Raw genomic sequence first — 23,885 nt, 5'->3', positions numbered from 1 at the left:
ACCTCGCCGACGCGTATACCGACTCCTGCCACCGAATCGAGGTTCCAATGATAATCCTGCACCACCTGAACAAATCCCGCTCCCAACGCATCATCTGGCTGCTCGAAGAGCTGGGCTTGCCCTACCAGATCAAGGCCTACCAGCGCAATGCCACTACCTTTCTGGCGCCGCCCGAGCTGAAAGCCATCCACCCCCTCGGCAAGTCGCCTGTCATCGAGCTGGAAGGACGCGTGCTGGCGGAATCCGGCGCCATCACAGAGTACCTGATTGCCCGCCACGCCCCCGAGCGGCTGGCGCCAGCTCAGGATAGCCCCGACTACCCCGAATACCTGCAGTGGATCCACTTTGCCGAGAGCTCCGGCATACTGCCGCTGCTGCTCGACATGTTCGTGCGCAAGGATGGCAGCCCGATGCGCTTCCTGCCGGACTACGCCAAAGCGGAGTGCGCCAAGGTGCTGGGCTATCTAAATGCGGTCTTGAGCACTCGCCACTATCTGGTGGGGGACCGTCTCTCCGGCGCCGACATCATGAACTCCTTCCTGGTGGATCTGCTGGCCCAGGGCGGCCAGCTGGCACACTTCCCGCACCTGCAAACCTACTGGGAACGTCTCAATACCCATCCGGCCCGCCAGAAGGCCGCGACACTGGAGCATGAGCTGGATCTGGGCACCTGATCCTCTGCCCTCAGCGCCTCACCCCGGAATGCAAAACGCCCCGACAATCGGGGCGTTTTCTTTTCAGCTCGTCAGCCAAATGCTCAGAGCGCGTGGGAAAGGATCCTCGCTACTATATTGCCCGGATCTATCCTTCACCCGGAGCTGGCACCCCAGACTTAAAGAGCGTGTGACAGGATCCTGGCTACTATATTGCCCGGATCTATCCTTCACCCGAAGCTGGAACCCCAGACTTAAAGAGCGTGTGACAGGATCCTGGCGACTATATTGCCCGGATCTCTCCTTCACCCGGAGCTGGCACCCCAGACTTAAAGGGCATGTGAAAGGATCCTGGCTACCTTGTCCGGATCTATGTCCTGCTGCTCACCGAGCGCCGTCAGGCCGAAACGCTTGAGGTTGGAGCAGATGCCGGGGATGCAGCTCTCGCTCAGACCGTAGTCGGCGAGACGGGTGCCCACCCCCATCTGCTGGAAGAACTGCTCGGTGCGGATGATCGCCTCCTCGATGCGCAGCGCCTTGTCCTCCCGGCTCGAATGCCAGACCCGCTCGGCGAACTGGGCCAGCTTTTCCTGCTTCTGGGCCGCCTGCTCACGCAGCAGGGAGGGCAGTACCACAGCCAGACTCTGGGCATGATCCAGCCCGTGCAGCGCTGTGAGCTGGTGGCCGATGGCGTGAGTGGACCAGTCCTGGGGCACGCCGCGGCCGATGAGACCATTGAGCGCCAGGCTGGCGGCCCACATCAGGTTGGCGCGCACCTGATAATGGGTGGGATCCACCAGGGCTTTGGGGCCGTTATCCACCAGCACCTGCAGCAAGCCTTCCGCCAGCCTGTCCTGCACCTCGCCCCCCACAGGGAAGGTGAGGTACTGCTCAATGATGTGGACGAAGGCATCCACCACCCCATTGCCGATCTGGCGGGTGGGCAGGCTGTAGGTGGTGGTGGGATCGAGCACGGCAAACACAGGTTGCACCAGCGGATTCATGAAGGAGAGCTTGGCCTCCCCCCGACTCACCACGGCGGCGGGATTGCTCTCCGAGCCGGTGGCGGGCAGGGTCAGCACGCAGCCCAGAGGCAGGGCCGCCTTGACGGGCGCCTTGTGCAGCAGTATCTCCCAGGGATCCCCCCCCTCAAAACAGGCCGCGGCGGCCACGAACTTGGTGCCATCTACCACGGATCCGCCGCCGACCGCCAGCAGGAAGTCGATGCGCTCGCGCTTGACCAGCGCCACCGCCTCCATCAGCTGATCGTACTGGGGGTTGGCCCCTATGCCTGAAAACTCCTGCCAATCCCTCCCCGCCAACGCCTGGGTCAACTGGTCATAGACGCCGTTTTTCTTGATGCTGCCACCGCCGTAGAGCACCAGCAGGCGACTGCCTGCCGGGATCAGGTCGGGCAGCGTGGCTATCTGGCCGTCACCAAAACAGACCCGGGTAGGATTGGCATATTGGAAGTTGTACACGGCAAAGCCCTCGGTTGAATGCATGCAAGGGGATTGTGCGCCCGTGGCTCCGGCAGGTCAAAAAACGGGAGCCGGCTATCAAAACACGCATTGCGTTCGAGTCCAGCGGGTTGGTCAGGCGCGGCTCTGCTATGGTCTGTCAGGAAGGCGGTGCCATGTGCCATCCGGGCCTGCATGCCCACCTCCTTTCATCCTCATTTCCCGTCATAAGGTCTGAAACATGAAATTGAAGCATACATGGATTGCCGGTCTGCTCTCCCTCTCGACCTGCCTGGTGCAAGCCGCCGAGGTGGTCACCGAAGTCGCGACCGCCCCAGGCAAGGCCAGTCTGGTTGAAGCCGTGACTGCCCAGGCGACGGTGACTGCCATCGACATGGCGAGCCGCAAGGTCAGCCTGAAAAATGACGCCGGTGAAGCGTTCGACATAGTCGCCGGTGAACAGGTCACCAACCTGCAAAACCTCAAGGTTGGCGATACGGTGGCACTGAGATACCTGCAGATGCTGGATCTGGAACTGCTCAAGGGCACGGCAGGCGTCAGACAGCGCGTCGTCGAGATGGATGCGGACAAGGCCGCCGCTGGCCAGAAGCCGGGGGCCGGGGTGGGTGTCAAGGTCACACTGTATGGGGACGTCATCGACGTCGACAAGGCGCAGCAGACGGTCACGGTCAAAGGGGTGGATCACACCCTGGTGGTCAAGGTGCACAACCCGGCGCAATTTGCCCTGATCGCCAAAGGGGATCAGATCAAGGCCGTCCAGACCCAGGCGGTGGGTATCGGCATAGTGCCCGAGAAAAAATAGTACCCGAGAAGAAATAGCGCTTGAGAAGACATAGTGCCGGAGCAGAAACGGGGCCGGGAAAGCAGCAGCCCCAAGAGCCCGTCAAAAAGGGAGGGACATCACCCCTCCCTTTCTCATTGTGATGTCATCATCCCTTCCACATGGGAAAGGCGGCATCATTACCCGAGGCAACACCTTGCCCCCGATGACCACGGATTGCCGTTCGAGTCGTGCAGGCCATCACTCAGGTAGTCTTGGTCTCTTCCTTTGGCTCGCTCTTCTTGCCGGTGAGGCGATCCATGGCATCTTGCAGCATGGTCTCCTTCTGCTCGTTCAAGGCCTTGCTCTGCTGCTCGCGCTCTTCGACAGAGAGTTGCTTGTTGTCGGCGATCGCCTTGAGCTTCTCCTCTATCTCGTTGAACTTCTTGCGATCAAACCCAAGCGCCTTGTCCACCAGCTGCTGCATCATGCCACCCTTGTCCGAGTTCATGTCCAGCGCGGGCGGCAGCTTGCTGTTCTTGGCCAGATGCTCATAGGTGAGCGCCTGCTGCGCCTTGCTGGTCAGTCGCTGGGAGGAGAGGTTGACCAACTCCTCCCAGCCACCACCCTGACCACTGTCGGCACCGCTGAGGGTGGCGAGGGCGCGGGAGTTGGACGCACTCTGGGCAAGTTGCTGGCTGTAGGGTTTGATATCCATGGGGACTCCAATCTGTATGCCGATCCGGCATGACGCTTTGGCTGATTCGATAACATGGGGCGCCAGGCCCCACCATTGTCAATTAAACCAGCAAGTTACAGGCCAACTTTCCAGATGGGGCCAAATCCCGCACTCAGGCTGGCGCCACGCCCATTGCTCGCAGCAAGCAGGGCGTCAGAATCATGACTCCTGCGCCGCCCCGTCATGATATTGCGGCACATCTCTCTACACTCGAACGCATCTGCCAGAGAAAGCCAAGGATTAGCGCGCAGATCACAAAACAAACAACTGCAGAAGTCTACAATTTTGGCGCACGATAGAACCAGCAAGCAGTGTTATGGATGAAATGTTTGCGACATCAATGATCGGCAGACCAATCCACCGGCATACTTCCATGCCGCCATCGGCCTGCGGCAGCGCGCATCCCATCCCACCGCCTGACTTTCACTCACAGTTACGCTTCGGGCAATCCCATGAAAAAACACACCTTGAGTCTCCTCTCCGCCACCCTGCTCACCCTGCTTGGCACCAGCGCCGACGCCTGCACCGGCCTTGTCGTCGGCAAGGGCGCCAGCGCGGATGGCAGCGTGATGATCGCCAGAAACGAGGATTTTGGCGTCAACAATTGGAACAAGTACCTGGCCTTCCGGCCCGCCCAGCAGAACGAGGGAAAGAGCTGGAAGCTGGGCAACGGGCTGGAAGTGCCCATGCCAAAGGCCTTCCTCGCCTACTCCGCCATTCGTGACTGGGACGCCACCACCAGCGACCCGGCAGGCAAATATTATGAAGAGCGCGGCATCAACGAGTTCAACGTCGCCCTCTCGGCCACCACCAGTGCCGAGGTCAACGACAGGGCCCAAAAAGCCGATCCGCTGATCGAGAAGGGAGTGATTGAAGCCATCATCCCCACCCTGATCCTGCCGCAGGCCAAAACGGCCAAAGAGGGGGTCGAGCTGCTTGGCCGCTATGTGGAGCAGTATGGCGCCGGTGAGGGCAACAGCCTCTATCTGGCGGATGTAAACGAGGCCTGGCTGATGGAGATCGGCTCCGGCCACCACTGGATCGCGGTGCGGGTGCCGGACGACAGCTACGCCATGGTGGCCAACGGCCTGCGCATCCACGGCGTCAATCTCGATAGCGCCGATGTGCTGCACTCGCCCAAGCTGCTGGAGTTCGTGCAGCAGCACAAACTGCTGGATAACGCCGACCCCAAGGACTTCAACTTCGCCAAGGCATTCGGGGTGATTGCCGATCCCTACAACGTGGATCGGGAGTGGCTCGGCCAAAAAATGCTGACCGCCTCCCACCAGCAAGCCACCCGGCAGGCGCAATATCCGCTGTTCATGAAGCCGGATGCCCCTATCGCCGTGCCGGACGTGGCCAGGGTGCTGAGCGCCACCTATGAGGGCACGCCGCTCGCTGGCAAGGCGGAGCGACCGATCCGCATCGATCGTCAGCTCGAATCCCACGTGATCCAGCTGCGCAAGGAGATGCCCAAGGAGCTGCAGGGATTGATCTGGCAGAGCTACGGCGTGCTGGCCGAATCCGTGATGGTGCCGCTCTACAACACCCTGGAATCCTACCCCCTGCCCTATCGCACCGGCAGCGACAGCTACTCCGATGACTCCGCCTACTGGCAGTTCCGCAGCCTGACAGCGCTGGCCAACACCAATCCGGACAAATATCTGCCGCTGCTGCGGGGCGTCTGGAGCAAGGAGAGCGCCAAGCTCTACAAGGAAGTGGCGGTGCTCGACAAGACCCTCAAGCAGACCTATGCCAATGACAAGGCCACCGCGCTCGGGCTGGCCGCCGACTACTCCTACGGCCAGCTGGAGCAGACCTACCAGATGGCCAAAGAGTTGCGCTACAAGCTGATGACGGATCTCACCAAGAGCACGGAGAAGAAGTATTCAGAGGAGGAGTTCAAGAAGATCATGAGCCTCTGACCGGCTCGGAAAACAGAAGAGGCACCCCGGGGTGCCTCTTTCATTTCATCAAGCAGGGAACTCAGCCGCGGCTGATATGGAGCGGACCAAAAGTCTGGGCCACCGGCATTATCTCTATGCTGTTGATGTTGACGTGGGCGGGCTGCTGGCTGACCCAGAGCACTGTATTGGCGATGTCTTCCGGCTGAATGGCCTGCACCCCCTGATAGACGGTAGCGGCCTTGGCGTCGTCACCGTGGAAGCGCACGTTGGAGAACTCGGTGCCGCCACACAGACCCGGCTCCACGTTGGTGACGCGGATGGCGGTGCCCGCCAGGTCGGCGCGCAGGTTCAAGCTGAACTGTTTCACGAATGCCTTGGTGGCGCCGTAGACGTTGCCGCCCGGATAGGGGTAGGTGCCTGCGATGGAGCCTATGTTGACCACGTGGCCGCGATTGCGCGCCACCATGCCCGGCAGCAGCAGTCGGGTGAGCAGGGTCAGCCCGCTGATGTTGGTGGCTATCATCTGCTCCCAGTCTTCGAGGTCCGCCTTGTGGGCGGGTTCCAGCCCCAGGGCCAGACCGGCGTTGTTGACCAGCAGATCCACTTCTTGCCAGGCAGCCGGCAGGCCAGCGATGGCGGCTTGAGTCGCCGTCTTGTCCTGCACGTCGAATACCAGCGGCAGGAACTGCTCGCCCAGCTCGTCAGCCAACGCAGCCAGCCGCTCGGCGCGACGACCGGTGCCGATCACCTTGTAGCCCGCCTGCACCAGCTGGCGGCTGATGGCCTCCCCAAAGCCGGACGAAGCACCCGTTACCATTGCAATCATCTGAACCTCCATATCTACACCGATATTGTTATTTATGTGTTTGAATCCACTCAGATTCATTCATCGCTCAATTCACGCCCGGTCACCTTGCGCCAGATAAACACAGCCAGATGGAGCAGGAACAGGCCTGAGCCTCCCAGCGCGAACAGCAGACCGGTGAGGGCATTGACCGAGGTGTCGGCACCAAACCACCACCACACCAGCCAGCCGATCAGGCCGATGACAAACGTCTGGATGGCGCAAACGGGGCAGCGCCCCAGCTTGGCCTTGATGGCGGTGGCAAGGCAGTCTTCACAACTCATCCTGAGCAGCCCGCCTTGCCGTGTTGCAAGGCTGCTTTACCGCCTATGCGGTGCTTGCGGGCCAGACCGCGCAGCTGACGCTCCTCGTCACCAATGAGTGACAACACCAGCCGGTGAGCATGCTGGTCGCGGCCATAGTAATCCGGCAACCTCTGCTGAGCCTTGAATCCCAGCGCCTGATAGAGGGCAAGCGCCTCTTCATTGGCATCGCCCACCTCGAGGCGCACAGCCCCCCAGCCAGCTTCGCGCCCCTCCCGGATCACCTGCTCCAGCAGACGGCGGGCCCAGCCCTGACGACGAATGGTCCAGCGGATGGCGAGGGTCTGGATCACCAGCCGATCCCACCCTCTGTGCTCCAGCAGGCTGAGATATCCCATCAGCTGCGACGTCTCATCCAGCAGCAGCAGGGTGCGCCCCTTGGCGTGGGTGAGCAGATAGTGCCAGCGGCTGCGGCCAAAGGCGACTTCGGGGGGAAAGCAGTAGCGTTCCAGCTTAACGATGGCGCCCAAATCATCGGTTCGGGCCGCGCGCACGGTCAACACAGGGAGTCCTTGTTCGGTTATTTATCTTCAGCACCAGAAATGCGACTTGTATCACAAGTTACCAAAGCAGAATATTAGGCACTGTAACCTCTTGTTTCCCCTCGCGCCATTGTCGTGCTTGTCGGTGCATCGAAGCCCACTGGGGATACTGCCATTCAAGGCAGTCCTTTCTGTGGAGCCGAAGAACTATGAGTACCTATGTCATCGTCGAAGAGCTGGGCGACTGGCCTTGCCATGCCGATTATCTGCTGACCGCCCGCACCTACCTGCAACACGGCGTGCCGACCACGGGCGGCAGACCCCGCATCATCAACCTCTGCCGCGATCTGGAGCACCTGAGCGCGGGCTACTACTGCTCCCTGCTGGCGCAGGCCAGGGGCCATCACTGTCTACCGGGATTGCAAGCCATCAGCGTGTTGCAACCCCAGCAGCCGCCAGCCAAGCTGTGGCGCAAGGTGCAGGGCTGGCTGGCCCAGCAGAGCGAGGATCGCATTCGGGTGCGCGCCATCTTCGGTCAGAGCGAACAGAGTGAGCTGGCGGGGCTGGCTCGCTACTACTACGGCCTGAGCCAGTTGCCGCTGCAGGAGCTGACCCTCAAACGCGGTCGGCACGGCTGGTCGGTGCGCCAGCAACAAAGCCTGTCTCCGCTGGATCTGAGCCAGAGCGAGAAGGCACTGATGCTGCACCATGCCCAGGCGCTGGTTGGCACCGGGGATGGGGAACATGCGGCGCCGCTCTACCAGCTCGCCATCCTGGTGGATCCCGATGATGGCCGCGCCAGCAGCGATGCTCTGGCCCTCGACCGCTTCATCAAGGCGGCCGCTGCACAGGGGATCCAGGCCGAGATACTTGCCCCCTCCGCCATAGAGCGGCTGCCGGAGTTCGACACCCTCTGGCTGCGGGCAGAAACCGCCGTCGGCCACTACACCTTCGAATTTGCCCGCCGCGCCGAGCAGCTCAAGATGCCGGTGATCGACAGCTCCCGCGCCATCCTCGCCTGCAGCAACAAGCTCTATCTCTACGAGCTGATGGTGCGCAGCGGCGTGCCCATGCCGCCCACCATGGTGGTTACCCGTCGGGGCCGCCATCAGGTGGACGAGCTGGTGCAGCGGCTCGGCCTGCCGCTGATGGTAAAAGTGCCCGACGGTGCCCAGGGGCGGGATCTCGCCATGGCCAGCGATGAACAGCAGCTCGCCCGCCTGTTGGACGAAGGACTGGGTCGCTCCGCCCTGCTGCTGGTGCAGAGCCGGATCCCTGCCGAATTTGACTGGCGCATCGGCTTTCTCGACGGCTCGCCGTTGTTCGCCTGTCGCCGCTACCGCCCGGAACCCGGCAACCGCATCCGCCGCCGCAAACACCCCCTCGACATGAGCCGGATAGAGGCACTACCGCTCACCGAGGTACCGGAGCGAGTGCTGCAAACGGCCCGCCGCGCCGTGCATCAGCTTGGCAACGGCCTGTTCGGGGTCGACCTGCGCCAGCAGGGGCGCGACTGCGTGCTGCTGGAAATCATCGACAATCCCTGGATACGTGGCGATATTGAGGACAGAGAGGCAAAGGACCTCTACGAGAGCCTGGCCAGGGCCTTCCGGCAACGGCTGGAAAACCGGGGGCAGAGCGCGGCAGGATAACAAGCATCGACAGCAGAGGTGATTATGATGACAGCGGATTGGTGGGACATAGCGCCCCTTGGCTGGGAGAACATCCTGGCCTGCCTGGTATGCGGCACCCTGGTGGGGCTGGAGCGGCAACTGCGTGGCAAGCCGGTCGGGATCCGCACCTCTTCGCTCATCATTCTCGGCACTTACTGCTTTCTCGCCATCGGTGCCGCCGTCAGCCCCCAGGGGGCCGATCAGGCACGGGTGCTGGGTCAACTCATCACGGGGATCGGCTTTCTCGGCGCCGGCGTCATGATGACCCGGGATGGTCAGGTACTGGGCGTCACCTCGGCTGCGACCGTCTGGATGCTGGCGGCACTCGGCGCCCTCATCGGCATGGAGATGCTGCACCAGGCCGTGCTGCTCACCGGCGTCACCCTGGCCATTCTGGTGGGAGTGGATTATCTCGAGACCAGCTTCAAGAGTCTGCGCCGCGGGGTGCACAACCGGCTGGAGAGCTGGCGCCACGGCAATAGCCATGCGCCTGCCGCCAATACCCATCAGGACGAGCTTGGCAGCGGTATCGAGAAGTAACCCACCACAATGAACAAGGGCTCCAAACTGGAGCCCTTGTTGTTACTCGCCAGCCTTATTGCAACAGCAGGAAGCGACCGCTCAGCGGTGGCAAGTCCACCGTCACGCTGCTGCCACCCAGCGCCAGACTCTCGCCGCTTTGCAGATCCACCAGGGCACTGCCACTGCGCAGTTTGCCGACCGGCAGGGCATAGCTTTGAGGCGTGGTGGAGACGTTGAGCAGGTAGACAATCTGCTCTGCCGCCGTCTGTTTGATGTCGCCATAAACGCTGCCATCGGCCACCAGCTTGACTCGCTCCCCCTGATAGAGGGCGGGATGCGTGGCGCGCATCGCCAGCAACTGGCTGAGCCACAGCTTGAGTTCGGCCTGATCGCTGCTCGGCACGAAACCGGTGACACCGGGCACCTTGCCATCGCTGCGGGCCACGTGATCGTCACAGAGTCCCTGCGCCGCACAGTCGCCACTCACCTGCTTGGCAAAGCCCGGCACCTCGTCGCCAAACTCCTCGCCGTAATAGAAGGTGATGGGGCCTGAGCGAGCCGCGAGGAAGCTGAAGGCCGCCTTGTGGCGCTGCCAGTAGTCCGCCGGATTGAAATTTCCCCGCTCCAGCAGGTCACCGAAGCGTACCAGATCGTGGTTGCCCAGCATCAGATTTGGCATGGCGTGGTTCGGATAGCTCTCCACCTTGTTCCAGCTGGCATCCAGCACGCTGGCTCCCTGCCCGCCCTTGCCGGACTCCTCCACCGCCAGCGCCTGTACTATGCCGTAGCGCAGCGGGAAGTCGAACGCCGAAGAGAGCGCCGGCTTGTCGCTCGGGCCATAGGCCTGGGCCCGGATCTCGTCAGCACTCTTCCATACCTCACCCACCATGTAGCCCAGGGTGCCCCACTGCTGGCCCGCCGCCTTGCGTGCCGCACTGGCCTGTTCGACCTCGCCGCGAATGGCACGCCATTCGTCCAGCCCCAGCTGATAGGCCTGATCCAGTCGCCAGCCGTCGATGCCGTACTGTTCGACCCAGTAACGCGCCACCTCCTTGAAGTAGGCGAGGCTCTCGGGTTGGCTGTAATCCACCAGCTGACCGGGATAACCGGCGCCCCCGCTCTTGAGCACAGGCTGGCGCCCCTCTGGCGACGGCTTGCTCACTCCCACCTTGTTGACGTGACCGAACACGCCATCGAGGAAGACGTAAAGGCCGCGCTGGTGCGCCGCATCCACCAGCTGTTTGAGCTGGGCATTGCTGCCAAAGTTGGGATCCACGGTGAAAAAATCACAGGCGAAGTAGCCGGTAGCATCCAGCTTGTCATCCCCCCCCTGACCCGCGCAGGAGTCAAATACAGGGGTGAGCCAGATGGCGTTGACGTTGAGACTCTTGATGTGATCCAGGCTGTCGATGATCCCTTGCAGATCGCCGTTGTGCCCGGAGGGGCCATAACCGACGCCGTAGTTGGCGGCGCTGTCGCCATCGACGAAAGACTCCACCATCACCTGATAGGTTCTCAGGTTGCAGGCGGCCTGGTCATTGCCATAACAGGCGCGGCTGGCAGAGGTCACCGGTGGATTGACCACGGGTGGCTGAGCCTCGCTGCTGGAGCCACCGCCCCCGCTGCCGCACGCCGTCAGGAACAAGGCGGCCCCGAGCAGGCCGCCATAGCGCAAACGTCCTTGTTTCATTGTTATCTTCCCGCTGTGGTGTTGCTGGCGCAGAGCGCGCCACCCTTGAAGCCATGATACCCAGCTCACCACTGCGGGTCTGTGACTGAAAACGTTACCCGCTTCAGTCGGTTAGAGCCCCCTGGCTGGCAGTTGGCACGTACCCGGTTCAAAGCACGCCGGCAGAGGCGAAGCGATAGTTGACTGACAGCCAGAGGGCGCGGCCCGGCTCGGGAATACGGCCAATCTGCTCATACCCCAGCCCCGCCTGGCTGGCGTGTACCGACTTGGAGAGGTGCTCGTAGTAGAAGGTATCGAACAGGTTGTCGATACCGGCGGACAACTGCCACCCTTCGCTCACCTGCCAGGCACCGCTCAGGTTCATGGTGAAGAAACCAGGTGTCTCCCCCTGATCCTGACCGGCCACAGTGCCAGATCCCACATCTACCCTCTTCTGCGCCGCGACGGCGCGCCCCAACAGCGTAAAGCTCCAGTCCTCATCCGGCTGCCAGCCCAAGGCCAGCTTGCCATCGAGTGGCGGCATCTGGGCCAGCGGCTTGCTGTCGCTCCGGTTTTCGCCGTAGACCACTGCCAGACCACCATCGAGGCGCCACTGCTCGGCAAACTGCCAGCGTCCTTCCAGCTCGCCGCCCCGGGTCTGGGCATCTATGTTGCGCACCTTGTTCGACTTGTTGTTATAGAGCAGGTAGTCCTGGATGTCGGCGCTGAACAGGGAGAGGGTCAGATCCAGATCGCGGCTGCGCAGGGCCAGCCCGGCATCCCACTGGCGGCTGCGCTCGGGGTTGAGGATGAAGGGGACGCTGTCCTTGCTGCGCTCCCAGTAATCCGGTGCCCGCTCGGCCTGGCCCCAGGCCAGATAGCTCGACCAGGCTGGCGACCACTGGTATTCGTAGCGGCCAAAGCCGCTGTCGAGCACCAGCTTGTCGCTATAGAGGGTCTGATCGCCGGCGCCATATTTGGTGGTCTCCACCCGATCCTGACGATAACCCCCCTTGTAGCTATGGGCCCCCTGCTGGCGACCCAGCTCGCTGAACCAGCCTTGCTGTTCGAATCGCAAAGTACGCTGGCGAGGCTGGCTGGCGTAATCCACACCGCTGCGGGCCCTGTGCTGATCCCGGTTGGCATCGAGTCCGGCGGTCAGCAACCAGTCGGCCGGCAGGGCGATATCGTTGGCCCAGCGGCCGCCGGTATTGCGGCGATCCGGGTTGGACAGCATCTTGATGCCGCTGTTTGGCCGCAGGCTGAAGTTGTCCATGATGTGGTCTATGTCGTTGTCCCACAGAGTCAGCTCACTGCGGCGCCACTGTTGGCTGATCGCCTCCTGCTTGAACTTGAGACCGAAAGACTCCCGGTCGAACATGGGACCATCCATCATACGATCCGCGTAGGCGGCGCGGGCGTTGCTGCGCTCGGCGGTCAGCTCGAGCAGGGTGTTGTCGCCCGGCGTCCAGCCCAGCTGGGCCGTGCCGTTTTCCCGGCGATAGAAGGAGCGCACCTTGTCACCGTGACCATCGCGGTAGTCATCGCTGTCGGAGTGAGTGAACTGGCCGCGCAGATAGCCCTCGGGGGCGCCGACGGTGGCATCCAGCATCTGGTCGTCACGACCGGAACTGCCATACAGCGCCGAGGCTTCGGCCTTGACACCGGGAGCACTGAACTCGGGTCTGTCTCGCTCAAACAGCACGGTACCCGCCAGGGTGGCACCCTGCTCCAGGGATTGCGGCCCCTTCAACACCCGTATCCGGTCGAAAGATTGGGGAAATACATAGGCGGTGGGCGGGTCCATGCGACCGCCACAGCCACCGGCCAGCATGCCGCCATCCATCTGCACGTTGAGGCGGGACATGCCCATCCCCCGCAGCACGGGATCGCCCCCCAGCCCCCCTTTGCGCACCATGCTCATGCCGGTGACGTTCTTCAGATAACCGGCGCCATCGGCGGCAGGCATGGGGGAGCCCGGCTTCTTGGGATCCAAGGTCACTTCCAGAGTGCTGGTCGGGCGGCTGGCGACCACCACCATGGGCTCCAGCCGTTGCACCTGCTCCTGACCAGCTGCGCCGTGGCAGGCGAGGCCGCCCACCAGCAAGGCGAGAGGGGTCCGCATAAAATGAGCCATGAACTTTCCTTATCTATCTGTTTATCTTGTTTTTTTAATCTCTACCAATAAACCTTTCTGCTGGGGAAAGGTTTGCCGTCTGGCCGCAAAAAAGGCCTGCGACCAAGATGTGGCAAGCCTTGTCAGGCGACGGCAAGAGAGGGTTGGCAAAATGTTGCGCAGGTTTTACCCAAATTGGGTAGAGAAGGCAAACGGACAAACATTCCAGTTACAGGAATCTGGGGATGGCTCACAAAAAAGAGGGTTAGTTGAAGGCTTCCCGCTCATTGATGGGTTTGATCAGGTGATACACCTCGTGGGCCGAGAGGGTGCAGCCAGCGGGCCATTCCAGCTGATGACGGCGGTTGATGAAGACCCTGGCACAGCGTCGCTCAGAATCCAGCGCCGCAAACAGGGGCTGTGTGCGCCAGGGGGCCAGATCCAGCGCTCCTGTGGTGCCGTCGGAGAGCACCACAAACAGCCGCCATCCCTGCAAATATTCCACATCGATAAAGACCGGCATCCCTTCGGCTCCGATTGAGAAATTCGGCGCCATTATAAACAAGCCCCCAGCGCCGCTTTGCAGGACGGATCACACTTTTTCCAGCCATTTATGCTGTCTTCAATCCCTGCGTCTTGTCACATAAAACGCATAAATCGTGCCAGAACATCTCTTTTACCGGCACCTGATGCAACCTTTCCCCAAGCACAAGGTCATAACCCTGCAATATAAAAACAATGTGCCCGAGGACGGGTGCAAATAGGCTTGTAGGAACAACAATGACCACTATCAAACAATGGCTGGGACCGTTTTGGCCCATCGCCGTTTTTTCATTTATCGCGCTTGTCTCTCTCTCCGTCAGCCGAGTCGGCCTCGGCGTGTGGCAACTGGAACGGGTCGATGCCGTCGCAGGTTGGCCAGAGATGCTGTTGCAAGGGCTGCGGGTCGATATCGCGACCCTCTGCTGGATATGGGGTGTCCCCGCCATGCTTACCATGCTGCTGGCCGGGCCCCACGCCATTGGCCGGGCCTGGTTGCAGCTCATCAGGGTCTGGCTGACGCTGGGACTCTGGCTGATGCTCTTCCTCGAGATCTCCACTCCATCTTTCGTGACCGAGTACGGCGTGCGGCCCAACCGCCTCTATGTGGAGTACCTCATCTATCCGAAAGAAGTGCTCTCCATGCTGTGGGCCGGCCGCAAGGGTGAACTGCTGATCGCCGTGCTGTTCAGCCTGCTGACACTGGGAGGAGGTTGGTGGCTGAGCGGTCGTCTGCTGCGCGGACTGAGCTTCCCCCGCTGGTATCTGCGCCCGGCCTTTGCCCTGCTCATTCTCGCCATCGGCTTCCTCGGCGCCCGCTCCAGTCTGGGTCATCGCCCTCTGAATCCGGCCATGGTCGCCTTTGCCAGCGACCCTCTGATCAATGCCCTCACCGTCAACTCCGCCTACTCGGTGTTTTTCGCCATCAAGCAGATGGGGGGCGAAGAGGATGCCAGCCAGTTCTATGGCCAGTTGCCTCGGCAACAGATCCTTGACCTCATTCGCCAGGAGAGCGGCCGCGAGCTCCATGACTTCAGCTCGACGGCCCTGCCCAGCCAGACCTTCAACGAAGCCAGCTATAGCGGCAAACCCAAGAATCTGGTGATCCTGTTGCAAGAGAGCCTGGGCGCCCAGTTCGTCGGCTCCCTCGGCGGCCTGCCGCTCACCCCCAATCTGGATGCGCTCTCGCAACAGGGTTGGGCATTCGAGCAGCTCTACGCCACTGGCACCCGTTCGGTGCGCGGCATAGAAGCTGTGCTGACCGGTTTCACGCCGACCCCGGCCCAGGCCGTGGTCAAGCTAGGCAAGAGCCAGACCAACTTCTTTACCATCGCGGATCTGCTCAAGCAGCGCGGCTACAACACCAGCTTCATCTATGGTGGCGAGAGCCATTTCGACAACATGCGCAGCTTCTTCCTCGGCAACGGCTTCACCACCATAGTCGAGCAGAAAGACTTCAAGAACCCGGTATTCGAGGGGTCATGGGGCGCCTCCGACGAGGACCTGATGACCAAGGCAGACGAGACCTTCAAGGCGCTGCACAAGGAGGGCAAGCCCTTCTTCAGCCTGGTGTTCAGCTCCAGCAACCACGATCCCTTTGAATTCCCGGACGATCGCATCGCGCTCTACGAACAACCCAAGCAGACCCGCAACAACGCCGCCAAGTACGCGGACTACGCCATCGGCGAGTTCTTCAAGAAAGCGAAGCAGTCCGACTACTGGAAAGACACCCTGTTTCTGGTCATCGCCGACCACGACAGTCGGGTTGGTGGTGACAGTCTGGTCCCCATTCCCCGCTTCCACATTCCCGGCGTCATCGTCGGTGACGGCATAGCCCCGAAGCAGGACCCGCGCATCGTCAGCCAGATCGACATGGCACCGACCCTGCTCTCCCTGATGGGGATAAGCGCCGACTATCCCATGCTGGGCAAGGATCTGACCCGCATGCCAGCCGACTGGCCGGGTCGCGCCATCATGCAGTACGACAAGAACTTTGCCCTGATGCGGGGCAAGGATGTGGTGATCCTGCAACCGGAGCGTCCGGCGCAAGGCTTCATCTATGAGGATGCCAGCGAAACCCTCACACCTGCACCACAACCGGATGCCATGAAGGATGCCGCCCTCGGGCTGGCGCTGTGGGGGAGTCTGGCCTACCAGAAAGGGCTCTACCAGACGGCGCCGGATACCCGGACAGTGCTGAACTGACCCCGCCAACGCAACAATATAAAACCCGCCAGTTGGCGGGTTTTATATTGGGCGAGACACGCCATCAGATATTGAGGAAACAGGGCAGGGAGCGGCTGAATCTGTGCTCGAACACCAGCGAGGTTTCGAGGTGCACCACCTCTTCCCGTGAAGTGAAGTGATCGAACACGAAGTTGCGCAGATGCTCGGTATCGGCGACGCAGAGGTGCACCAGAAAGTCATCCTTGCCACCCATGTGAAACAGGCTGATCACCTCGGGCAGCGCCAGTATGGCATCGCGGAAGGCATCGATGATCTGGCGGCTGTGGCGCGCCAGTTGCAGCGAAACCATGGCCTGGATATGGCCACCCAGTGCCTGATGATCCACTTCGCAATGTGCCCCCTTGAGCACCCCGTCCTGCTGCAGCTTGCGCACCCGCTCCAGGCAAGTGGACGGAGCCACGCCGACCAGGGCAGCCAGATCCTTGTTGGTCATGCCCGCATCGCGAAACAGATGGGCCAGGATATCCAAATCCAGTTGATCCAGGTTTCTCATCTTAACTCCTTGAACCGATCAATTTTTTAGACTCTGCCCGTAAACCGGGCCGAACACAACGCAGATTGACATAGAGGCAGCACCCCCTATGCTTTGGCGCACTCAGGATCCGGGCCATGTCAGGCCCCCTCCCCCTTGCAGGCCTCATAAGGACCTTTATGTACTCGTCTCATCCCTTCTGGAGCCAGGAAGTGCCCCGCGTCGATGGCCAGTTGCTGCTGACCCCCTGCCCCGGCACCCAGCAGGTACCGCTGCCACTGGCACTGGATCAGCTGAGGTTTGCAGGTGCCCACGGGGTAGTGACGCTCATGACCGCCACCGAGCTGGCAGAGCTGGATCTGGCGCACCTCGGTCGTCAGGTCGAGCAAGAAGGCATGCGCTGGTTCCACCTGCCCATCGAAGACGATCAGGCCCCCGATACCGCCTTCGAACACGCCTGGCAGCTGGCGTTGCCACAACTGACCGCGCTGCTGCACGATGGCAAGCATCTGGTCATCCACTGTCAGGGGGGCAGCGGCCGCACCGGTCTGGTCGCGGCTGCCCTGCTGATCTCCCTCGGCCAGCCGCAGCAGGAGGCCATGGCCGCCATCAAGGCCCACAGGCCCAAGGCCTTCACCCTGCCGGCGCATCGCCAATGGCTGGATGCCCTGGCCACGCGGCTGGATCAGGCCGACTGACCCTGACCGCTGGCCCTACTTGGGTTGCTGGTAGGTAAACACCTTGCCGATATCTTCCACCCGATAGCTGGTGAGCTGGTAGACGTAGTAGTTGAGCCAGTTGGAAAACAACAGATGGCCGTGGCTGCGCCAGCTGGCGCGCGGCGGCTGGGCCGGATCATTGTTCGGGTAGTAGTTGACCGGAATGACGGGGTCGAGCCCGGCCGCCAGATCCCGCTGATACTCTCCATCCAGAGTCAGCACATCATATTCAGGGTGGCCGGTGACAAATACCTGACGACAATCCTTGGTGGCCGCCAGGTAGACCCCCGCCTCCTCGGACTCGGCAAAGATCTGCAGGTCGGTGTGGGCACGGATGAGATCCCCGTCAAAGGCCGCATAGCGAGAGTGAGGCGCGACGAACTCGTCGTCGAAACCGCGCAGCAGCGGCTCGTTCTCATCGAGGCGATGGTGGCGATAGACACCGGACAGTTTCTCCCCATGCGTCTGCTTCTCCATGCCATACAGGGCCTTGAGCGCCGCCTGTACGGCCCAGCAGAGGAACAGGGTCGAGGTCACGTGTTGATGGGACCACTCTATGATCTCGACGATGCGCGGCCAATAGACCACCTCCTCGAACTCCACCAGCCCGAGCGGTGCCCCCGTGATGATCATGCCGTCATAGTTGTTGCCGCGAACCTGCTCGAAATCGTGATAGAAGTTCTCGAGATGGGCCTGAGGCGTGTTCTTCGACTCCCGATCGTCGATCCGCAGCAGATCCACATCGACCTGCAGCGGCGAGTTGGAGAGCATCCGCATCAGCTGGATCTCGGTTTCAATCTTCTTGGGCATCAGGTTGAGGATCAACACCCGCAATGGGCGGATGTTCTGGGTGACGGCCCTGGATTCCGTCATCACGAAGATGTTCTCCTGCCCCAGCACTTCGGCGGCAGGTAACTGATCCGGGATCTTGATCGGCATGCTTACTCCCTGTACTGCATCAGTAAATATGTCTGGACATCCAGAAGCCTATAACAAAGCTACCCAGCCTGTCATCAGATACCTTTTGTATTCACCCCCACCTTTGACTAGCATACGGCTCAGTGTGTCTCTCGCAGCCAAGACAATGACAGGTATCAAAATTTCCGTAGACCGACTGCAAGTCGGCAATTTCGTCTCTCTGCCACTGGGTTGGCGCGAACACCCCTTCCTGTTTTCCAGCTTCAAGCTCAAGAATGAAGAAGAGATAGAGTTGATCCGTCGGCTCGGGCTCAAGATGGTCACCATCATTCCGGACAAAAGTGATGCGCCGCCCAAGCCACTGAGCCAGATCCAGGCACAGCCTGCAGAGGCGCCGGACACCTCGCTGCGCCAGGCCGAGATGCAGCGGGATAAAGAGCAGCGCATCGAGCAGTTGCAACAGTATCGTCGTGATTTGCAGCAGTGCGAGAAGCAGTTCCAGCAATCCCTTGCGCAAGTACGCAGCGTCATGAGCAAGATCCAGTCCCGTCCCCTCAACGCCATCGGAGAGGCCCAGGAGCTGATCAACGCCATGACGGAGCAACTGCTGGCGGTGGATGAGATGGTGCTGCACCTGGTCTCCGACAGCGAAGATAGCAACAACCTCTACTTCCACTCCCTCAACGTCAGCGTGCTCAGCATGCTGCTGGCCAAGGAGTGCAACATGTCGGCCGACGAAATTCGTCAGGTCGGCATGGGCGCCCTGTTCCACGACATCGGCAAGCTGAAGATCCCGAGCCAGATACTGCGCAAGACAGAACCACTCACCAAGCCGGAGCAGAACCTGATGGCCCAGCATTCACGCTACGGCCTGGATCTGCTCAATCTGGCCAAGGATTTCCCCGCCGAGGCGAAAGGAATCGTGCTGCATCACCACGAATATCTGGATGGCAGCGGGCCCGAGGGGCTCAAGGGTGGGCAACTCGACCCGCTTACCCAGATGGTGTCGCTGATCAACGAGTACGACAACCTCTGCCACCTGCAGGCCAAGGTGCCCTACTCGGCCCTGAGCGGCCTCTACAAGCAGCGCAAGGCCCAGTTCAACCCTGAATACCTCAGCATGCTGATCCGGTTGATGGGCATATACCCGCCAGGCAGCGTGGTGCAGCTCTCCAACGGTCAGGTGGGACTGGTGATGTCGGTCAATGCCTCCCGCCTGCTCTACCCCTCTGTGCTGGTGTACGATCCTCGCATCCCTCGCCAGGAGGCTGTCATCATAGATTTGCAGCAGGCCGAGCTGTCCATCGCCAAGGTAATCCACCCCAAGCGACTGCCGCCAGCCGTGTTTGAATACCTCAATCCACGCACCCGGATCAGCTACTACTTCGAACAAGCCAAACCCTGATTGCCCCGGCCATGGATCATGGCCGTCCCGGTTCACTTCCCCAGCCCAAGGAGCACCCATGCGTATCGAGATCATCAGTACCGGAGACGAGATAGTGACTGGGCTGGTGGTGGATACCAATGCCGCCTGGCTCAGCGCCCTGCTGCTGGATCAGGGCTGGCAGGTGCGCCGCCGTGCCACAGTGGGGGACAACCTCACCGACCTGAAAACCGTGCTGCAGGAGAGCGCCAGCCGCGCCGACGTGGTGCTGGTATGCGGCGGCCTGGGCCCCACCGCCGATGACCTCACAGCGCAAGCGGCGGCCGAAGCGTTCGGACAACCGCTAACTCTGTTCCCTGAGTGGCTGGCTACCATAGAGGCACGCTACGCCAGTCGGGGCCGACCCATGGCGCAAAGCAACGCCAAGCAGGCCTGGCTGCCACAGGGGTGCGAGATCCTGGACAACCCGGTTGGCACCGCCTGCGGTTTCGTGGTCAGCCAGATGAACGGCCAGGGGCGGAGTCAGCTCTTCTTCACCCCGGGCGTACCGTTCGAGTTCAAGCAGATGGTGCGCGAGCAGATCTTGCCGCGCCTCAAACAGCTGGCTGGGGAGCAGACAGACACTGAGCTGCGCCGTTTCTACAGCTTCGGCATCTCGGAATCGGCCCTCTCGGACATGCTGGATGCGACGCCCTGGCCGGCAGGCATAGAGCTGGGCTATCGCTCCGCCATGCCGTTGATCGAGCTGAAACTCATCGGCCACAGTGCGACCAGGGCAGACATGGAGGCCGCCGAGGCACGACTGCTCGCAGCCATCCAGCCCTGGCTGGTGGGACGCGGGAATGACGAACCCGCGCAGCAGATCCTGACCCTGCTGGGAGACAAACCGCTGACGCTGCTGGAAGGGGAGAGCCGGGGTGCCCTGCTTGCACTCTGCCACTATCACCCCCGGCTGGAGGCTCACTACAGCCCCCATCTTGCCAGCGAGCTGGCATTGCTGCCCGGCACCACAGTAGGCTTGCATCTGACCATAGGACAAGAGGGGGCTGACGGCGTGCCGCTGCTGCTATGCGCCCATGGACAGCAGACCGGCCAGACGGTGAGGGTCAACCATCCGGACCCCGAGAGCCGACGCAAAATCCTCGCCTTCGCCGCCCTCGACATGCTGCGCCGCCACCTGCAAGGCTTGCCCGTGCTTGGCGACTATCTCACCCTGGCCAGAACGACGCAGCGCAGCAGCTAGCTATCAAACGCCGCTACCCGTGCAAGCTGGCATCGGCGTACGCTTCAATCCAGACTCTTCTTGAACCTGTGGGCGGCCAGGGTCAGCACCAGCAGGGTGAACCCCGCCAGCCAGAGCACATCCGTCAGCAACTCCGACAGCTCCCCGCCCCGCAGCACTATGCCCCTGATCAGCCTCATGAAGTGGGTGGCAGGCAGCACCTCTGCAATCCACTGGGCCGCCACCGGCATCCCCTCATAGGGAAACATGAAGCCGGATAGCAATATGGATGGCAGCAGTATGAACACCGTCATCTGCATCGCCTGCAACTGGGTCTGTGCCAGAGTGGAGATGAGCAGCCCCAGGGTCAGGCTGGCGGCAATAAACAACAGGGTCGCCAGCAGCACCTGACTGAGTGCCCCGTTGATCGGTACGTCAAAGATGAAGTGGCCGAGCCCGAGTATGATGGCCACCTGGACCAGCCCCACCCCGATATAGGGCAGTATCTTGCCAAGCATCAGCTCCATGGAGCTGACCGGGGTAGTGATGAGCAGTTCCAGATTGCCGCGCTCCCGTTCGCGCACTATGGCCGCCGAGGTGAACATGATCATGGTCATGGTGAGGATCACCCCGAGCAAACCGGGCACTATGTTGACCGCAGATCGCCTAGCCGGATTGAAGTAGAGCACTGTCTCGAAAGTGGGTGGGGCAGATTCAAGGCCCGGTTTCAGATCCGAGAGTGGCATGTTGCGAAGACCGAGCAGGGCCCCGGCTATCATGGTATCCGAGCCATCCACCAACCACTGGCCCGCCGTCTCACCGGCGCTGAGGCGGCGGCTCAAGTCAGGGGGCAGCACCAGCACGGCCCGCACCTCGCCCCTGGTCAGGGCGGCCTCCGCCTCCTGTACCCCCACGTAATGCCGTTCTATGCGCACCACCTGGCTCGCCTTTACCGCCTCCACCAGCAGCCGTCCCGGCACGCTCTGGCTCATCTCCACCAGCCCCACCGGTATGTGGCGCACATCCGTGTTGATGGCGTAGCCGAACAGCAGCAGCTGGATCAGGGGTATCATCACCACCATGCCAAAGGTCAGTCTATCCCGCGCCAGCTGCCTGAGTTCTTTCTGGGTAATGGCCCAGAGCCGTCGCAGACTGTTCATGCCCCTGGCTCCTGACCGGTACAGCTGACAAACACATCCTCCAGACTGGGCCTGACCAGCGCCATGGCAGCCCCGCTCAAGGCCGGACAGGCCTGCTGCAACCAGGTCACAGGCTCGGCCAGATTCTTGTCCACCAGCACCCGCAAGCGCTGACCAAGCTGGGCGGCGGAGCGCACCGGCGCCAGCTGCAGCAACTGCTGCTTGAGCAGCCGCAAGTCGCTGGCCTGCACTTCCACCACCCGGGTGCTCATGGCATCCATCAGCGCCTGTGGCGATCCCTGGGCCCGCACCTGTCCCGCCTCCATGATGGCCAGCGCATGGCAGCGCTCCGCCTCGTCCATGTAGTGGGTGGTCACCAGTATGGTGGTGCCCCCTTCGCTGAGATCGAACAGTTTCTCCCAGAAATCGCGCCGGTTCTGCGGATCCACCGCCGAGGTGGGTTCGTCGAGCAGCAGCAGGTCCGGATGGTGGATCACTGCCGCCGCCAGCGCCAGCCGCTGCTTCTGGCCGCCACTCATGGCACCGGCCCGCTGCCGCGTCAGCGACGTCAGTTCATAGGTCTCCAGCAACTCGTGCAGGCGCGCCTTCAGCGACTGGCCAGCCATGCCGTGAATACGCCCCATAAACTCCAGATTTTCCCAGGTCGTCAGCTCGTCATAGAGGGAGAACTTCTGGGTCATGTAGCCGATCCGGCGCCTGAGTGCTTCGGCCTGTTTCGGAATGCTCAGACCCAACACCTCCACTTCTCCCGCCGAGGGAGTGAGCAGACCGGTCAGCATGCGCAGTGTGGTGGATTTGCCGCAGCCGTTGGGACCGAGAAAACCGTGGATCTGCCCTCTGGGCACGCAGAGATCCAGCCCGTTCACCGCCAGAAAATCGCCAAAGCGCCGGCTGACCCCCTTGGCACGGATCGCCAGCTCACTCATGAGCGCGCCTCTCATCGCCGGGTTCGGCCTGCAGCGGCAAGCCGCTCGGCAGATCCTGCGCCCCGTCGGGCAGGTCTATCTCGGCCAGATAGACGAGTCGGGCCCTGTCCTGTTCGTTGAGGGCGTAGTAGGGGGTGAAAGCCGGTTCTTTCGAGATCCAGCGCAACCGGCCGGTGAGCGGCTCAGCCACCCCATCCACCACCACCCGCACCGGCTGGCCGATGTGGTAACTGGCGAGGGAGGGCTCAGGCACATAGACCCGGGCGTAGGGTGCCTGATCAGCCTGAATGGCGGCCAGCACGGCACCGACCGACACCCTTTCGCCGATATGATAGGGCAGGCTGTCGAGCCGGCCACTGCGAGTGGCGACGATGGAGAGATCCGCCAGCTCCCGTTCGGCCAGCGCTACCTCGGCACTGGCTGCCTGCAAGGCAGCATCGGCCTCGTCAATATCTTCGCTGCGCACGCCACGGGCCAACTTGTCGAGCTGCTGGCGGGCCCCATCCTGCTCGGCCAGCGCGCCGTCGCGCAGGGCGCGGGCCTTGTCGAGATCCGCCGGACTGACCAGCTTCTGACGCACCAGTCGGTCGATGCGCACGAAGTTGCGCTCGCTCTCCCTGACATTGGCCTCGGCCTTGTCGAGATTGGCACGGGCGGCGGCAATGTCCTCCGGTCGCTCGCCATTGGTCATGCGGGCGAGGGCCGCGCGAGCTTGCGCCTCCCCGGCACGGGCACGGGCCAGCACCGCCTGCTGGCGGCGATCGTCCAGCCTTGCCAGCAGGGTCCCCTCCTCCACCATGCTCCCCTGGGCCACCGGCAAGGCCCGGATAATCTCGCTGGCGGTGGCGGTCAGCAGCACTCGATCCCGCTCCAGCGTACCGAGCGCCGTGGTAGAGACCTGTGGCTGGCAGGCAGTCAGCAGGCTAAACAGACCTAAAGGCAACAGACAATGACGCAAGATCGACACTCCTCTCGTGACCTGCAATCTCGTCCCGATACAAGGTATTCCGGGGCGTAGGGCCGGCACGTCTCTCACTGACAAGCCGGTTCATTGAGTGGTCAGCATACCCGCTGTCATCCCTGATTTCCTCGTCCCAGCTCACCCATTTGTGCTTAGCGCGTTGACCC

The 23,885-nt window shown here is 61.9% G+C and carries 22 protein-coding genes; 9 read left to right on the top strand and 13 right to left on the bottom strand.

What is annotated here, in order from left to right; translation table 11 throughout:
* Positions 1 to 47 precede the first annotated feature (47 nt).
* Positions 48 to 674 (top strand): glutathione S-transferase family protein, encoded by a 627-nt coding sequence (locus tag AC1P02_RS07490; RefSeq protein ID WP_485184788.1) that lies wholly within the window; start codon positions 48 to 50, stop codon positions 672 to 674.
* A 308-nt stretch (positions 675 to 982) separates the two neighbouring features.
* Here AC1P02_RS07490 and AC1P02_RS07485 read toward each other — a convergent pair whose 3' ends face one another.
* Positions 983 to 2,158 carry an iron-containing alcohol dehydrogenase gene (locus tag AC1P02_RS07485; protein WP_081100765.1) on the bottom strand — a complete coding sequence of 392 codons (1,176 nt, stop codon included), beginning with the start codon at positions 2,156 to 2,158 and terminating at the stop codon, positions 983 to 985.
* A 196-nt stretch (positions 2,159 to 2,354) separates the two neighbouring features.
* Between AC1P02_RS07485 and AC1P02_RS07480 the strand changes: the two genes are divergently transcribed.
* Entirely contained in the window at positions 2,355 to 2,936 is a 582-nt protein-coding gene (locus AC1P02_RS07480; protein ID WP_485184786.1) for a hypothetical protein, read from the top strand.
* A gap of 223 nt (positions 2,937 to 3,159) precedes the next feature.
* Here the strand turns inward: AC1P02_RS07480 and AC1P02_RS07475 are convergent, their stop codons facing one another.
* Positions 3,160 to 3,612 carry a hypothetical protein gene (locus AC1P02_RS07475; RefSeq protein ID WP_058394834.1) on the bottom strand — a complete coding sequence of 151 codons (453 nt, stop codon included), beginning with the start codon at positions 3,610 to 3,612 and terminating at the stop codon, positions 3,160 to 3,162.
* 473 nt (positions 3,613 to 4,085) lie between these two features.
* Between AC1P02_RS07475 and AC1P02_RS07470 the strand changes: the two genes are divergently transcribed.
* On the top strand, positions 4,086 to 5,558 hold the full coding sequence (locus AC1P02_RS07470) for a C69 family dipeptidase (RefSeq protein WP_485184784.1): 1,473 nt from the start codon (positions 4,086 to 4,088) through the stop codon (positions 5,556 to 5,558).
* Positions 5,559 to 5,619: 61 nt separating this feature from the next.
* On the opposite strand, the gene AC1P02_RS07465 is transcribed toward AC1P02_RS07470, so the two are convergent.
* From AC1P02_RS07465 to AC1P02_RS07455, 3 genes are read right to left on the bottom strand one after another with little or no spacing between them, the layout of a single operon-like run.
* The gene (locus AC1P02_RS07465) at positions 5,620 to 6,366 is read right to left on the bottom strand and encodes an SDR family oxidoreductase (RefSeq protein WP_099994703.1); all 747 of its coding nucleotides are present in this window, start codon (positions 6,364 to 6,366) and stop codon (positions 5,620 to 5,622) included.
* Between the two features lie 56 nt (positions 6,367 to 6,422).
* The gene (locus tag AC1P02_RS07460) at positions 6,423 to 6,668 is read right to left on the bottom strand and encodes a DUF3624 domain-containing protein (protein WP_021138966.1); all 246 of its coding nucleotides are present in this window, start codon (positions 6,666 to 6,668) and stop codon (positions 6,423 to 6,425) included.
* On the bottom strand, positions 6,665 to 7,210 hold the full coding sequence (locus tag AC1P02_RS07455) for a GNAT family N-acetyltransferase (RefSeq protein ID WP_011899119.1): 546 nt from the start codon (positions 7,208 to 7,210) through the stop codon (positions 6,665 to 6,667). Before AC1P02_RS07455 ends, AC1P02_RS07460 begins: the two co-directional genes overlap by 4 nt.
* 188 nt (positions 7,211 to 7,398) lie before the next feature.
* On the opposite strand from AC1P02_RS07455, the gene AC1P02_RS07450 reads away from it, so the two are divergent.
* Both AC1P02_RS07450 and AC1P02_RS07445 read left to right on the top strand, forming a co-directional pair.
* On the top strand, positions 7,399 to 8,841 hold the full coding sequence (locus tag AC1P02_RS07450) for a RimK family protein (RefSeq protein WP_485184780.1): 1,443 nt from the start codon (positions 7,399 to 7,401) through the stop codon (positions 8,839 to 8,841).
* 24 nt (positions 8,842 to 8,865) lie between these two features.
* Positions 8,866 to 9,402, top strand: coding sequence for an MgtC/SapB family protein (locus AC1P02_RS07445; RefSeq protein WP_005316094.1), 537 nt, complete (start codon positions 8,866 to 8,868; stop codon positions 9,400 to 9,402).
* Positions 9,403 to 9,457: 55 nt separating this feature from the next.
* Here the strand turns inward: AC1P02_RS07445 and AC1P02_RS07440 are convergent, their stop codons facing one another.
* The 3 genes from AC1P02_RS07440 to AC1P02_RS07430 all read right to left on the bottom strand — a co-directional run bounded on the left by AC1P02_RS07440 (position 9,458) and on the right by AC1P02_RS07430 (position 13,692).
* Positions 9,458 to 11,074 (bottom strand): alpha-amylase family protein, encoded by a 1,617-nt coding sequence (locus AC1P02_RS07440; RefSeq protein ID WP_265451535.1) that lies wholly within the window; start codon positions 11,072 to 11,074, stop codon positions 9,458 to 9,460.
* A gap of 148 nt (positions 11,075 to 11,222) precedes the next feature.
* The gene (locus tag AC1P02_RS07435; protein ID WP_485184778.1) at positions 11,223 to 13,190 is read right to left on the bottom strand and encodes a TonB-dependent copper receptor; all 1,968 of its coding nucleotides are present in this window, start codon (positions 13,188 to 13,190) and stop codon (positions 11,223 to 11,225) included.
* Positions 13,191 to 13,434: 244 nt separating this feature from the next.
* On the bottom strand, positions 13,435 to 13,692 hold the full coding sequence (locus AC1P02_RS07430) for a DUF2442 domain-containing protein (RefSeq protein ID WP_021138962.1): 258 nt from the start codon (positions 13,690 to 13,692) through the stop codon (positions 13,435 to 13,437).
* A 257-nt stretch (positions 13,693 to 13,949) separates the two neighbouring features.
* Here AC1P02_RS07430 and AC1P02_RS07425 point away from each other — a divergent pair, with 257 nt between their 5' ends.
* A complete protein-coding gene (locus AC1P02_RS07425) occupies positions 13,950 to 15,914 on the top strand; it encodes an LTA synthase family protein (protein WP_485184776.1) in 1,965 nt (654 codons plus the stop codon).
* Between the two features lie 64 nt (positions 15,915 to 15,978).
* Here AC1P02_RS07425 and AC1P02_RS07420 read toward each other — a convergent pair whose 3' ends face one another.
* Positions 15,979 to 16,449: an Lrp/AsnC family transcriptional regulator gene (locus tag AC1P02_RS07420; RefSeq protein WP_021138960.1), complete on the bottom strand. Its 471-nt coding sequence runs from the start codon at positions 16,447 to 16,449 to the stop codon at positions 15,979 to 15,981.
* Between the two features lie 158 nt (positions 16,450 to 16,607).
* Between AC1P02_RS07420 and AC1P02_RS07415 the strand changes: the two genes are divergently transcribed.
* Positions 16,608 to 17,126, top strand: a complete 519-nt coding sequence (locus tag AC1P02_RS07415) for a cyclin-dependent kinase inhibitor 3 family protein (protein ID WP_170946446.1) — start codon at positions 16,608 to 16,610, stop codon at positions 17,124 to 17,126.
* Between the two features lie 15 nt (positions 17,127 to 17,141).
* On the opposite strand, the gene metA is transcribed toward AC1P02_RS07415, so the two are convergent.
* Complete coding sequence (gene metA / locus AC1P02_RS07410; protein WP_021138958.1) at positions 17,142 to 18,086, bottom strand: homoserine O-acetyltransferase MetA; 945 nt, start codon at positions 18,084 to 18,086, stop codon at positions 17,142 to 17,144.
* Positions 18,087 to 18,231: 145 nt separating this feature from the next.
* On the opposite strand from metA, the gene AC1P02_RS07405 reads away from it, so the two are divergent.
* Complete coding sequence (locus AC1P02_RS07405; RefSeq protein ID WP_409011629.1) at positions 18,232 to 19,470, top strand: HD-GYP domain-containing protein; 1,239 nt, start codon at positions 18,232 to 18,234, stop codon at positions 19,468 to 19,470.
* A 58-nt stretch (positions 19,471 to 19,528) separates the two neighbouring features.
* Positions 19,529 to 20,692 (top strand): CinA family nicotinamide mononucleotide deamidase-related protein, encoded by a 1,164-nt coding sequence (locus tag AC1P02_RS07400; protein WP_485184772.1) that lies wholly within the window; start codon positions 19,529 to 19,531, stop codon positions 20,690 to 20,692.
* 44 nt (positions 20,693 to 20,736) lie between these two features.
* Here AC1P02_RS07400 and AC1P02_RS07395 read toward each other — a convergent pair whose 3' ends face one another.
* Genes AC1P02_RS07395 through AC1P02_RS07385 form a run of 3 tightly spaced genes read right to left on the bottom strand, consistent with a single transcriptional unit; the run spans position 20,737 to position 23,724 of the window.
* On the bottom strand, positions 20,737 to 21,831 hold the full coding sequence (locus tag AC1P02_RS07395; RefSeq protein WP_275907999.1) for an ABC transporter permease: 1,095 nt from the start codon (positions 21,829 to 21,831) through the stop codon (positions 20,737 to 20,739).
* Positions 21,828 to 22,757, bottom strand: coding sequence for an ABC transporter ATP-binding protein (locus AC1P02_RS07390; protein ID WP_485184770.1), 930 nt, complete (start codon positions 22,755 to 22,757; stop codon positions 21,828 to 21,830). Before AC1P02_RS07390 ends, AC1P02_RS07395 begins: the two co-directional genes overlap by 4 nt.
* Complete coding sequence (locus AC1P02_RS07385; protein ID WP_485184768.1) at positions 22,750 to 23,724, bottom strand: HlyD family secretion protein; 975 nt, start codon at positions 23,722 to 23,724, stop codon at positions 22,750 to 22,752. The genes AC1P02_RS07390 and AC1P02_RS07385 overlap by 8 nt, the downstream gene beginning before the upstream one ends.
* Between the last annotated feature and the right edge of the window lie 161 nt (positions 23,725 to 23,885).

It is taken from the genome of Aeromonas sp. TS_SC_11 (genome assembly GCF_057318915.1).
This window is presented reverse-complemented; position numbering and strand designations above follow the sequence as displayed.